This window comes from Burkholderia sp. BCC1047, assembly GCF_902833155.1.
Classification (GTDB): domain Bacteria; phylum Pseudomonadota; class Gammaproteobacteria; order Burkholderiales; family Burkholderiaceae; genus Burkholderia; species Burkholderia sola.
Genome location: NZ_CADFEH010000033.1, coordinates 1 through 12285 on the forward strand (window position 1 = coordinate 1; position 12285 = coordinate 12285).

At 66.4% G+C, this 12285-nt stretch carries 14 protein-coding genes and 1 pseudogene; 9 read left to right on the forward strand and 6 right to left on the reverse strand.

All coding sequences use genetic code 11. The features are described 5' to 3' along the window. Positions 1-106: pseudogene (locus tag HWX55_RS27820) on the forward strand (IS481 family transposase); the annotation flags it as partial. A 74-nt stretch (positions 107-180) separates the two neighbouring features. Here HWX55_RS27820 and istB read toward each other — a convergent pair. Both istB and istA read right to left on the reverse strand, forming a co-directional pair. Continuing rightward, complete coding sequence (gene istB / locus HWX55_RS27825; protein WP_121306549.1) at positions 181-957, reverse strand: IS21-like element helper ATPase IstB; 777 nt, start codon at positions 955-957, stop codon at positions 181-183. Then, positions 947-2473, reverse strand: coding sequence for an IS21 family transposase (gene istA, locus HWX55_RS27830; protein WP_175978041.1), 1527 nt, complete (start codon positions 2471-2473; stop codon positions 947-949). The genes istB and istA overlap by 11 nt, the downstream gene beginning before the upstream one ends. Here istA and HWX55_RS27835 point away from each other — a divergent pair. Then, positions 2420-3418, forward strand: coding sequence for an ATP-binding cassette domain-containing protein (locus HWX55_RS27835; RefSeq protein ID WP_244140652.1), 999 nt, complete (start codon positions 2420-2422; stop codon positions 3416-3418). The two genes, istA and HWX55_RS27835, sit on opposite strands and share 54 nt — an antisense overlap. 18 nt (positions 3419-3436) lie before the next feature. Here HWX55_RS27835 and HWX55_RS27840 read toward each other — a convergent pair whose 3' ends face one another. After that, complete coding sequence (locus HWX55_RS27840; RefSeq protein WP_175978042.1) at positions 3437-4474, reverse strand: aldo/keto reductase; 1038 nt, start codon at positions 4472-4474, stop codon at positions 3437-3439. A gap of 127 nt (positions 4475-4601) precedes the next feature. Between HWX55_RS27840 and HWX55_RS27845 the strand changes: the two genes are divergently transcribed. From HWX55_RS27845 to HWX55_RS27870, 6 genes are all read left to right on the forward strand, one after another. Then, positions 4602-5483 carry a LysR family transcriptional regulator gene (locus HWX55_RS27845; protein WP_175978043.1) on the forward strand — a complete coding sequence of 294 codons (882 nt, stop codon included), beginning with the start codon at positions 4602-4604 and terminating at the stop codon, positions 5481-5483. A gap of 177 nt (positions 5484-5660) precedes the next feature. Next, a complete protein-coding gene (locus HWX55_RS27850; protein ID WP_175978044.1) occupies positions 5661-5960 on the forward strand; it encodes a helix-turn-helix domain-containing protein in 300 nt (99 codons plus the stop codon). Between the two features lie 19 nt (positions 5961-5979). After that, the gene (locus HWX55_RS27855; RefSeq protein ID WP_175978045.1) at positions 5980-7332 is read left to right on the forward strand and encodes a pyridoxal-dependent decarboxylase; all 1353 of its coding nucleotides are present in this window, start codon (positions 5980-5982) and stop codon (positions 7330-7332) included. Between the two features lie 190 nt (positions 7333-7522). Beyond that, the gene (locus tag HWX55_RS27860; RefSeq protein ID WP_175978046.1) at positions 7523-7990 is read left to right on the forward strand and encodes a cupin domain-containing protein; all 468 of its coding nucleotides are present in this window, start codon (positions 7523-7525) and stop codon (positions 7988-7990) included. 112 nt (positions 7991-8102) lie between these two features. Then, positions 8103-8600, forward strand: coding sequence for a hypothetical protein (locus tag HWX55_RS27865; protein ID WP_244140653.1), 498 nt, complete (start codon positions 8103-8105; stop codon positions 8598-8600). A 64-nt stretch (positions 8601-8664) separates the two neighbouring features. Beyond that, complete coding sequence (locus tag HWX55_RS27870; protein WP_175978047.1) at positions 8665-9486, forward strand: SDR family oxidoreductase; 822 nt, start codon at positions 8665-8667, stop codon at positions 9484-9486. Positions 9487-9555: 69 nt separating this feature from the next. Here the strand turns inward: HWX55_RS27870 and surE are convergent, their stop codons facing one another. From surE to HWX55_RS27885, 3 genes are all read right to left on the reverse strand, one after another. Further along, entirely contained in the window at positions 9556-10335 is a 780-nt protein-coding gene (surE, locus tag HWX55_RS27875) for a 5'/3'-nucleotidase SurE (RefSeq protein WP_175978048.1), read from the reverse strand. 190 nt (positions 10336-10525) lie between these two features. Then, a complete protein-coding gene (locus HWX55_RS27880; RefSeq protein ID WP_050017889.1) occupies positions 10526-10834 on the reverse strand; it encodes an AzlD family protein in 309 nt (102 codons plus the stop codon). Continuing rightward, a complete protein-coding gene (locus HWX55_RS27885; protein ID WP_089468945.1) occupies positions 10827-11561 on the reverse strand; it encodes an AzlC family ABC transporter permease in 735 nt (244 codons plus the stop codon). Before HWX55_RS27885 ends, HWX55_RS27880 begins: the two co-directional genes overlap by 8 nt. A 125-nt stretch (positions 11562-11686) precedes the next feature. Between HWX55_RS27885 and HWX55_RS27890 the strand changes: the two genes are divergently transcribed. Continuing rightward, positions 11687-12145, forward strand: coding sequence for an Lrp/AsnC family transcriptional regulator (locus HWX55_RS27890; RefSeq protein ID WP_175978049.1), 459 nt, complete (start codon positions 11687-11689; stop codon positions 12143-12145). Positions 12146-12285: the final 140 nt, after the last annotated feature.

The following is a 12285-nucleotide window of genomic DNA, read 5'->3' on the forward strand; positions in this document are numbered from 1 at the left end:
GCAGCATCACTACAACTGGCATCGAGCTCATAGCGCCATCGGCGGCATTGCGCCGATGGCGAGACTTCCTGCGTCGAGAAACAACCTCTTGACGCTTCACAGCTAGCTGTTGATTTGCATGGAATCCTGACCCACGATTTGCATTGAATTCTGACCCACCCCTTGGACCAGCTTTGCGGGTTATTCGGTGGGTATCTGGGTCTTCTTTCTCTCCTTTTTTGGCTGTGTCGTGCTGTTTCTGAAACGATAGCTATCGTTGCCTGTTTCTACAATGTGACAGTGGTGCGTGAGCCGGTCGAGCAGCGCCGTCGTCATCTTTGCATCGCCAAACACACTGGCCCATTCGGCGAAGCTCAGATTGGTCGTAATGATGATGCTGGTCCGTTCGTAGAGCTTGCTGAGCAGGTGGAACAGCAGAGCCCCGCCAGTCTGGCTGAATGGCAGATAGCCGAGTTCGTCCAGCACCACAAGATCCGCGTACACGAGTCGCGTTGCGAGCTGTCCAGGCTTGCCCACGAGCTTCTCCTGCTCGAGTGCGTTGACCAGTTCGATAGTGGAGAAGAAGCGCACGCGGCGGCGATGATGCTCAAGTGCCTGCACCCCGATTGCGGTTGCCAGATGGGTCTTTCCAGTGCCAGGTCCACCCACCAGAACGATGTTGTGCGCCGAGTCGATGAACTCACACTCGTACAACTGGCGCACCAGCGCTTCGTTGGCGTCGCTGCAACTGAAGTCGAAGCCGCCGATGTCGCGATACGCCGGGAAGCGTGCCGCCTTCATCTGGTACGCGAGTGAGCGCACTTCGCGCTCTGCGATTTCTGCCTTGAGCAACCCGGCAAGCACCAGCGAAGCTGACTTGTAGGCCGGCGAGTCCTGCGCCGCGAGTTCGCCTAGCGCCTGGGCCATCCCGTGCAGCTTGAGTGACTTGAGCATCTGCATCATGACGTCAGGCTGCATGGTTGTCCTCCCGGTCCCTTAGACGGTCGTAGCGGCCCACGTTGGCCTGTGGCTCAACCGTTAGTGCAAAGGCCTGTGGCGTCTGCAGCGGCGGCACAGGCGGGCTGTCGAGCAGCCGGCTCAGGATGTTCAGCACTGTCTGCTTGTTCGGTGCGCCGGCCTCGAACGCCAGCTCGACGGCAGTGAGCACCATCTGTTCGTCGTGCAGCAGGACCAGCGCCAGAATCTCGACCATCTCCCGGTCGCCGCCGGGGCGCTTCAGCAGCACGCCCTGCAGCTTGCGGAAGCCATCTGGAAACCCGGCGAATGGCGCGCCATTGCGAAGCGCTCCCGGTTTGCGCTGCAGGACTGCCAGATAGTGACGCCAGTCGTAGATGGTCTCGCCGTGGTCATGGCTGCGGTTGATACGCCGCTCGTGCTCGGCAATCACCTGACCTTCGGCGGCAAAGACGAGCTTTGCGGCGTAGACACGCAGGCTGATGGGCCGGTTGGCGAACGACGCGGGCACGCTATACCGGTTGCGCTCGAAGTTCACGAGGCAGGTTGGTGAGACACGTTTGGTGTGTTCGACAAAGCCGTCGAACGGCTGGCCGACCGGCATCAGGTGCGGCCGCTCGGCCGACCACGCATCCCATATTGTTGTGTCCTGCTCCGGGTGCCGTGTCTGTTGCCACAGCAGCACGCACTGATCGGCCAGCCAGTCGTTGAGCGCGGCGAGCGAACCGAACGCCGGGGCCTTCTGCCAGAGCCGGTGGCGGCTGTCCTGGACGTTCTTCTCGATCTGCCCCTTCTCCCAGCCGGAGGCGACGTTGCAGAACTCGGCGTCAAACAGGTAGTGGCTCACCATTGCGCTGAACCGCGCATTGACCTCGCGGACCTTGCCGGGGCGCACCCTGTCGACGGCGGTCTTCATGTTGTCGTAGATGCCGCGCCGCGGAATGCCGCCCCAGGCCACGAACGCGTGATGATGCGCGTCGAATAGCATCTCGTGGGTCTGCAGAAGGTAGGCACGCAGGAAGAACGCCCGGCTGTGACTGAGCTTGAGCTGCGCGACCTGCAGCTTGGTGCGCTCGCCATTGATGACGGCCCAGTCCTCGCTCCAGTCGAACTGGAACGCTTCGCCAGCGGCAAACCGGAGGGGAACGAATGTCCCGCGCCCGGTCGTCCTTGCCTGCTCGTGCTGTTCCTGTCGCCAGCGTCGGGCAAACGCCGCAACGCGATCATAGGAGCCGGTAAAGCCCAGCGCACAGAGATCCGCGTGAATCTGCTTCAGGGTTCTTCGCTGTTTGCGAGGCCGGCCAGCTTCAGTCTTGAGCCAGCCTGCGAGCTTCGCTGCGAACCCGTCGAGCTTGCTCGGGGTGTGGCGCTCGGGATAGGCCGGCAGGACGGTGCCAGCCCGTATGTAGCGCCTGACCGTGTTTCTGGACACGCCAAGCCGTTTGGCAATCTCGCGCAACGAGACATGATCGCGAAAGTGCCAGCGTCGGATGATGCTCAATATAGCCACGTCGATCACTCCGTTCCCCTGCCCGTTGCCGAGCAGGTCAGTGTTCTACGTGGGTCAATATTCGATGCAAATTACTGCGTAGGGTGGGTCAGGATTCCGTGCAAATCAACAGCCGGCGCGCTGTCGCTCGGCGACCTCGTGCTGTTCAACACGCTGCTGCTGCAACTGAACCTGCCGTTCGACATGCTCGCGCGCTCGATCGACGAGAGTGTGCGCTCGCGCGCGGCGCTCGTGCCGTTCACTGCGCTGTGGACGGCGCCCGAGGAGCGGCAGGTGTCGCACGCGTCGGCGTTCGTGCCGCGCGAAGGGCGCATCGTGTTCGAGCGCGTCGGCTATGCGTACGGCAACGGACGCGGCGTGCGTGACATCGACTTCGTGGCCGAGCGCGGCGGCATCACGTTCATCGTCGGCGAAACCGGCGCGGGGAAGTCGACCGTCTTCAAGCTCGTGCTGAAATCGATCGAGCCGACCGACGGACGCATTCTGATCGACGGCATCGATCTCGCGACGATCGACCGCGCCGACTGGTACGGCGCGGTGGCCGTCGTGCCGCAGGACGTCGTGCTGCTGAACGAAAGCCTGGAGGACAACATCCTGCTCGGCCGCCCGCGCGATGCGCAGCGCCTGCGCGACGCGGCCGCGAAGGCCACGATCCTGCCGTTCATCGACGGCTTGCCGGACGGGTTCCGCACGACGGTCGGCGAGCGCGGACTGAAACTGTCTGGCGGCGAGCGTCAGCGTATCGCGATCGCCCGCGCGCTGTACGGCAATCCGACCGTGCTGTTTCTCGACGAGGCGAGTTCCGCGCTCGACGAAGCCACCGAGCGCGACATCATGGGGCACGTGCGGCTGCTGGCCCGCGACGTCACGGTGATCGCGATCACGCACCGGCGCTCGGTCATCGGGCCGACCGACAAGGTCGTGCGGCTCGGCCAGGCACGCCTGCCGGCCTGATGCCGGTACCTGGGCGGCTTACCCGCGCATCGGCGGGTTGAGCCGCGCGAACGCCGCCTGCCGGCGATACGGGAAGTACGGATACGGCGCTTCCACCGCGCTCACGGCGTCGAGCTTCGCGACCTGCGCATCCGTCAGCGCCCAGCCGACCGCACCGAGGTTCTGCCGCAACTGTTCCTCGTTGCGCGCGCCGACGATCACCGACGACACGGTGGGCCGCTGCAGCAGCCAGTTCAGCGCGATCTGCGGCACCGTCTTGCCGGTTTCCTCCGCGATCGCGTCGAGCGCATCGACCACGTCGTACAGGCGTTCGTCGTCGACCGGCGGCCCGTAGCTGGCCGTTTCATGCAGGCGGCTGCCTTCGGGCAGCGGCGCATTGCGCCGGATCTTGCCCGTGAGCCGGCCCCAGCCGAGCGGGCTCCACACGAGCGCGCCGAGGCCCTGGTCGGCGCCGAGCGGCATCAGATCCCATTCATAGTCGCGGCCGACGAGCGAGTAGTACACCTGGTTCGCCACGTAGCGCGACCAGCCGTGCCGGTCGGCCGCCGCGAGCGACTTCATGATTTGCCAGCCGGCGAAGTTCGACACGCCAATGTAGCGCAGCTTGCCCGCGCGCACGAGATCGTCGAGCGTCGACATCACTTCCTCGACCGGCGTGCCCGCATCGAACGCGTGCAGTTGCAGCAGGTCGATGTAGTCGGTGTCGAGGCGGCGCAGCGCGTCGTCGACGGCACGCACCAGCCGTGTGCGCGACGTGCCCGCGTCGTTCGGGCCGTCGCCGGTCGGCAGGCCTGTCTTGGTGGAGATCAACACCTGGTCGCGGCGCCCCTTGAGCGCGGCGCCGAGCACGCGCTCGGACGCGCCGTCGGAATACACGTCGGCCGTGTCGAACAGGTTGACGCCGGCTTCGAGACAGATGTCGATCAGGCGGCGCGCTTCGTCGACGCCGGTATGGCCCCATGCGCCGAACAGTGGCCCGGTGCCGCCGAAGGTGCCGGCGCCGAAGCTCAGGACGGGGACCTTGAGGCCGGAGCGGCCGAGCGTACGGTATTCCATGTGCATTTCCTTTCGTCGTATGGGCGCGGCGCGGCCGCGCGTCGATCGTCAGGCGACCACTGTACCGTTTGCGCCTTGCCCGGATAATCCCGAAGATGGCGAAAATATTCTTCGGAAGGAGCGAACAATGCTGCTCGACAACCTCGCGCTGTTCCTGCGCATCGTGGAGAAGGGCGGGCTGGCCGCGGCGGGCCGCGAGGTCGGCCTTTCGCCGGCCACGGTGTCCGAGCGGCTGACGGCGCTCGAGCGTCACTACGGCGCGGCGCTGCTCACGCGCACGACGCGCGCGATCAGCCTGACCGACGAGGGGCGCATGCTGGTGGACGGCGCGCGCCGCCTGCTGGCCGAGGCCGACGAACTCGAAAGCCGTGTGCGGCTGGGCGTGCAGACGCTGTCGGGGCCCGTGCGGCTGAGTGCGCCGGCCGATCTCGGGCGCGAGCGCGTCGTGCCGGTCCTCGATGCGTTCCTGGCCGAGCATCCGGGCGTGACGGTCGACCTGCATCTCGGTGACGGGTATGTCGACCTCGTCGGGCAGGGGCTCGATTTCGCGATCCGTCGCGGCACGCTGGCGGATAGTTCGTTGCGCAGCCGTTTGCTCGGCCGTGCGCGGCGCGTGGTGTGCGCGGCGCCCGCGTATCTCGCCGCACACGGCACGCCGACTCACCCGGACGAACTCGCCGCGCACGACTGCATCGTGATGCGCTTCGGCCAGGAGCTGTATGCCGAATGGCCGTTCAGCATCGATGGCGCACTGAAGCGCGTGGTGGTGCGCGGCCGGCGCGTCGCCAACGACGGCGCGCTAGTGCGCGCATGGTGCGTCGCGGGGCACGGCGTCGCGCTGAAATCGCTGGTCGACGTCGAACGGGATCTGGCGTCGGGCGCGCTCGTCGAGGTGCTCGGCGCGTTCTCGCCGGGTGATGTGGATTTGCAGATCGTCTATCCGGGTAGCGTCGCGCAGCCGCGGCGCGTGCGCGCGTTGATCGACAGGCTGGCGGAGGCGCTCGCGTAACAGCGCGTTCCCCGCGCGGCCTGCGAGACGTTGCGACGGCGATCTCGCCGCGATCGCGTCGAATGCGCGACGGTGCTTGCGGGCGCGCGGCATCGCAGGCTGAAACCGCTGTTCGAGCCCATTGCCCACATTTCGTCATTTAGCTAATATTCAAAACGTTAAACGAAGCCGAACCCCATGGACGACGTCACCCGCATCAGCGCCTTGGCCAACGAAAGCCGTCTGGCCGTGCTGCGCTGGCTGAAGCAGCCCCGCAAGCATTTCCCGCCGCAACCGCACGGCGACTTCGACAAACTCGGCGTGTGCTGCACGTACATCACCGAAAAACTCGGCATCGCGCCGGCCACGACCACGCGCCACATGCGCATCCTCGCGGACGCCGGGCTCGTGCAGGCGACCCGCGTCGGCAAGTTCACGTACTACAAGCGGATCGACGGCGCGCTGCAGCAGCTCGGCCGCGATCTCTCACAACTCTGATCCTGACCGAGGCACCGACATGGACGAACTCGCCCTGCTGGCCGACGCCGACCGGCGCGCGCACGCGTATTTGGCCGCAACGAACGAGCGGCGCGCGTTTCCCGATGCGGCAGCATTGGCCGGCCTTGCCGCGTTCGACGAAGCATTGCCCGATACGGGCCGCCCGGCCGACGACGTGTTGCGTCTGCTCGACAAGCACGGCACGCCCGCGACGGTCGCATCGAACGGCCCGAACTACTTCGGCTTCGTGATCGGCGCGACGCTGCCGGCTGCGGCGGCGGCCGAGCGGCTGATGCTCGCGTGGGACCAGTGCGCGTCGTCGTACGCGAATTCACCGGTGGCCGCGACACTCGAGCGCCAGGCCGCGCGCTGGGTCGTCGAGGCGCTCGGATTGCCCGAGGGCAGCGCGGTCGGCTTCGGCACGAGCGCGACGGCCTGCACGCTCGTCGCACTGGTGGCCGCGCGACGCGCGTTGCTCGCACGCAAGGGCTGGGATATCGATGAAGACGGCCTGATCGGCGCGCCCGAGGTGAAAGTCGTGATTTCCGCGCTTGCGCACATCACGGTGAAGAAGGCGCTGCGCGTGCTCGGCTTCGGGATGAAGCGCATCGTCGTCGCGCCGGTGGACGCGCACGGCCGGATCGACCCGGCGCAGTTGCCGCCGCTCGACGACATGACGATCTTCTGCGTACAGGCCGGCGAAGTGAACACCGGCGAATTCGATCCGTTCGCGGCATTGATTCCGCCCGCGAAGGCGGCCGGCGCGTGGGTGCACGTGGACGGCGCGTTCGGCCTGTGGGCGCGGGCATCGTCGAAGCGCGCGCTGACGGACGGCATCGACGGCGCGGACAGCTGGACGACCGACGGTCACAAATGGCTCAACACGCCGTACGACGGCGCGATGGTGATCTGCCGCGACGCGGCCGCGCTCGCCACCGCGATGAACAGCGACGCCGTGTACCTGAGCGGTGCGCAGGATGCGCAGAAGAACCTGAACCTCGAATTCTCGCGACGCGCGCGCGGCATTCCCGTATGGGCCGCGCTGCGCTCGCTCGGCCGCGCCGGCGTCGCGACGATGATCGAGGGGCATTGCGCGCAGGCGGCGCGGGTCGCGAACGGCCTGCGGGCCGCCGGCTACGACGTGCTGAACCGCGTCGTGCTGAACCAGGTGCTCGTACGCGCGGGCACCGATGAGGAAACGGCGGCGATTCTCGAAGCCGCGCAGGCGTCGGGCGACGTGTGGTTCGGCGCGACCGTGTGGCAGGGGCGGCCGGCGTTCCGGATCAGCGTGTCGTCGTGGCGCACCGAGGATGCGCACATCGATCGTCTCGTCGCATTGCTGACGAAGCTGCGCGGCGTGCACGTGGGTTGAGTGTCATGCGTCGTTCTCCGTTCTCCGTCTGAATGGTTGCGTGCGCAACTGTATGGCCTTCGATGAAATGCAGCGCAACCGGCGGGGCTTGCGACACCTCTGCGAGCGTGAAAATATCGGACAATAGCGGTTCTGCGCGGGCCGCGCCGGCACCGCGTCCAACCGAAGCATTCACGCTTGCGAGCTCCCCATGTCGACTCCCTTTCCCCGGGAATTGCTGAAGGCCGCCGATATCGCGAAGATGGAACCCACGCGCGCGGTGCATTCGCTCAATCCCAATGCCGTGCGTCTCAAGCGGCAGCTCAGCGACCTGACCGGCCTGACGCAATTCGGCGTTCACCTGCTCACGCTGATGCCTGGCCACGAATCGGCCGAATATCACCGTCATCTGTACGAAGAAGAGTTCGTATACGTGCTGTCCGGCACTGGCGCGGTGACGATCGGCGAGCACGCCAGTGAAATCGGGCCCGGCGATTTCATCGGCTTTCCGCGCGGCGGCGAAGCGCATACGGTGCAGAACACCGGCGAGGCGCCGCTCGAGTTGCTCGTCGGCGGGCAGCGGCTCGAACACGACGTGTGTGAATATCCGCGAATCGGCAAGCGGCTTTATATCGCGGGCGAGCTCGAAGAGTATGTCGAGCTGCCGAAACAGCCGTGACGGTCGATTGCACGTCATCTACGAGGTGGGCTGTTCGTTCAATGGGCGTGCTGGACGGTCGCGGGATGGTGCGTGCACGTCAACTACACGATGACGTCCCGTTTCGGGCGACTTGAGCGACATCGCGAAGCAGCGAGGATTGCAAGCGCAGCCACGCCAGATTCGCGATTCGTGCGCCGAACGCGCCTGGTTTCAATGGAATGACTGCAGCCGGCGGCTGCCTGCATCGATGCGTCAGATACCTTTTCTTGCTTTCGCGCTCGCGGCGCTCGTGCCCGGCCTGGTGTGGTCGTATTTGGCCGACGATCCCGGGTCGCTCAAATATTCCGTTCCAATCGCATACCTCGGTACGGCAGCGTTCGCCATTCCGCAATATCTGCTGGTCACGAAATACTGGCGCGTTTCCGTGATTTCGTCGTGCCTGTGCGGCAGCATCACGGGGTTGCTGACGTGGATTGCCACTTATTTCATTTACACGTCCAGCTGGGACGACGACGTTTTCAAGGGCGGCTTGTCGCTCGTTTTGGGGTTACTGGCGTTCCTGGGCCTGGGGGCCGCGGCGGGCTTTGTGTTCTGGCTGATGCATCGTTGGCAGCGATCCAAAGGATGAATTCGCTTTTCCGCGACCCCGTCGCGCTTATGATGCGGGAACGCCACCAAGAGGGTCCCAAGCCATGGACGCGCCGCTCCCGCCGATGTCTGCACCGATTGCCGAAACCACATCTGAAACCGAAGCCTCCGGCGAGCCGCGCGCGTCGCGCGTGCACCGGCCGGTCGCGCTCGTGACCGGCTCGACGTCGGGGATCGGGGCGGCCGTCGCGCGTCGCCTCGCGGCCGACGGCTACGCGGTGATCCTGCATTCGCGCAGCTCGGCCGACACCGGGCGCGCGATGGCGCGCGAACTCGGCGGCGCGTATGTGCAGGCCGATCTCGCCGACGATGCCGAACGCGTGCGGCTGATCCGCGACGCGCTTGCGGTGCACGGGCGGCTCGACGTGCTCGTCAACAACGCGGGTATCAGTCGCATGATTCCGCATGACGACCTCGCGGCGGCCACACCCGACGTGTGGCGCGAGATGCATGAAATCAACGTGATCGCGCCGTTCCGGCTGGTGGCCGAAGCGGAGGCCGCGCTGCGCGAGGCGGCGTCGCACGGGCGGGCCGGGTGCGTCGTAAACGTCAGCTCGCATGCGGGCGTGCGGCCGAAAGGCGCATCGATTCCGTATGCGGCGGCGAAGGCCGCGCTCAATCACACAACGCGGCTGCTCGCGCGCACGCTCGCTCCCGCGATTCGCGTCAATGCGGTCGCGCCGGGGCTCGTCGATACGCCGCTGACCGCCGACTGGACGGAAGCACAGCAGCTCTGGCGCGAGCGCGCGCCGATGCGTCGCGCGGCGACGCCGGACGACATCGCGCAGACGGTCGCGATGCTCGTCGCGTCCGATTACGTGACGGGCGAGATCGTGATGCTAGACGGCGGGTTGAATCTGACGTGATGGGGTGACGCGGCGGCGCGCGGGCATTGCGTATTGCGCATCCGCCGGCGCCGTTCGAAGCGCTCGCGATCAGCCGAGGTTCGACCGCAGCCGCGCGAGCGCCTGATCGTGCGTGCGCTCGAACTTGAGCGGCGTGACCGAGATATACCCTTCGCCGAGTGCGACCGTTTCCGAATCCGCGTCGTCGTCGCGCGGTGCGCGCGCGAGCTTCAGCCAGTGATAGTCGATCTCGCGCGGATCGCGTCCCGACACGATCTCGACGCCCTGCAGCGTGCCGGCACCCTGGTTCGTCACCTTCAGGCCGCGCACGTCGTCGGCCGGCCGCGGCGGGAAATTCACGTTGAGGCACGCGTCGCTGTCCCAGCCGGCGGCGACGAGCCGGCGGATCACGTCCGGCGCATGCGCGAGCGCGGTGCCCCACGGCACCGCGTTGCGGTCGATGAAGGCCTGGCTCAGCGCGATGGCCGGTACGCCGACCAGCATGCTCGTCATCGCCGCGCCGACCGTGCCGGAAAACACCGTTTCGGTGCCGAGGTTCGCGCCGCGATTCACGCCGGACAGTACGACGTCGGGCCGCGCGCCCTTCATCAGGTGGCTGACCGCGATCGCGACGCAATCGCCGGGCGTGCCGCGCACCGCGAAGCGCCACTCGCCCTTGCGATGCACGCGCAGCGGTTCATGCAGACTCAGCGAATGCGATGTGCCGCTCTGGTCCTCGGCTGGAGCCACGATCCACACTTCGCGCGCGAGTTGCGTGGCGACCTGTTCGAGTATGTCGAGGCCGGGAGCGTCGAATCCGTCGTCGTTGGTGAGCAGGACACGGTCGAACAGCGGGCGGGTTGCTTGCATCGGGACGATCCTCGTGAAGGGCAATGACAGGGAGGTGCGGTGTGGCGCAAGCCACAAGGCTAGCACTCCGGCGCGAGGATCGTCGTGTCGCGCCGGCTGCGCCGGCCGGCGCGGACGCGAAAACGGGCGCATCGCGCGCCCGTTCGTCGTGTCGTGGAATGTGCCTGCCGGCGCGGCAGTCCGGACCCGTTCAGCCGAGCAGGTAGCGCAGCAGGCCGGCCGACGCGACGCCGACGATGACCGTCGGCAGGATCGACAGGCGTGTCGCCGCGACGAGCGTGATCGCGAGCGCGAGCAGGTCGGCCGGGCGCGTCGACACGAACGCCGGCGCGATCACCGAGATCAGCACGCAGCCGGGCACGTTCTCCATCACCGACGCCATCCGCGGGCTCAGCGTGCGGTTGCGCAGCAGCACGTAGCCGAGAATGCGCGACAGGTAGGTGGTCGACGCCATCAGCACGATCGTCGCGACGGTGCCGAAATCCGGAAGCTCAGGCATCGCGTGGCTCCCACAGCAGCGCGGCGACGAGCCCCGCGCAGGCGCCGGCCGCGACATACCACGCACCGGGCAGCGCGAGATGGGTGGCCGCCGCGACGACGAGGCTCACGAACCACGGGCGGCTCGCACGCACGCCTTTCCACATCCCGCGCAGCAGCACCAGAAACACGGCCGTGAACGCCATGTCGAAGCCGTACTGTTCGACGTCGCCGATCGTCGGGCCGACCGCCGCGCCGAGCGTCGTCATCGAGATCCACGTCAGGTAGAGTCCCACGCAGATGCCCGCGTAATAGGGCACGCTGATATGCGTGGCCGAGCGCTCGCGCGCGTCGGCGAGCGACATCGCCCAGCTCTCGTCGCACATGAAGAACAGCGCGACGAACGCGCGGCGGCGCGGCAGGCGGCGGATATACGGCTCGAACGCGGCGCCCATCAGGATGTGGCGCGAATTCACGAGGAACGACATCGCGACGATCAGCGCGATGTGCGGCGGCGACGTCCACAGATGGATCGCCGCGAATTCGGAGCCGCCGCCGAAGTTCAGGCCCGTCATCATCGGCACCTCGAACAGGCTCAGCCCTTTCTGCGCGGCCTGCGCGCCCAGCACGAGCGCGAACGGCACGAAACCCAGCATGACGGGCAGCGCCGCGCGCAAACCGCGACCCATCTCGGCGACATAGGCGGGCCTGTCGCGAAGCCCGGACGACGTTGAAACGCTACTGCTCATTACTCCTCCTTCGGGGGAGGAATTGTCTGCTTTTTTGACTCGAATCGGGTTGCGTTGTCGCCAGATTTTTCTCAGAATTTGGCATTGAACGTGTGATACGAGAATTTTTTGGAATCGGATGCCAAATGAAACTTGACGCTATCGACCGCCGGATCCTGAGCGCGCTGCAGCGCGACGGCCGCATGCAGAACGTGGAGCTCGCGCAGGAGGTCGGGCTGTCGCCGTCGCCGTGTCTGCGGCGCGTGCGGTTGCTCGAGGAGGCCGGCGTGATCGAGAAATACGTGGCCGTGCTGAATCCCGCGAAGGTCGGCAAGGGGCTGACGATCTTCACGCGCGTGTGGCTGAAGGGGCAGGACGCGGAATCGGTGAACCGTTTCGCCGAGGCCGTCCAGCACATGCCGGAAGTCGTCGAATGCCACCTGATGGCCGGCGACTGCGATTTCCTGCTGCGCGTCGTCGCGGCCGACATCGACGATTACCGGCGCTTCCAGATGGAATACCTGACGCGCATTCCCGGCGTGCTGAGCGTGAAGACCGACATTCCGATGCAGAAGGTCAAGCTCACGTCGGCGCTACCGACCTGACGCAGAGCGGGGCGTGCGGCGATGCATCGACGAGCGGTCATTGCGCCGTGACAATCGCCCGATAAACTGATGGGGTGAGTCGCATCGCACGTATTGCCGGTGCGGTCGCACGCTGGTCGATGTGCAAGCAACTAACGGTC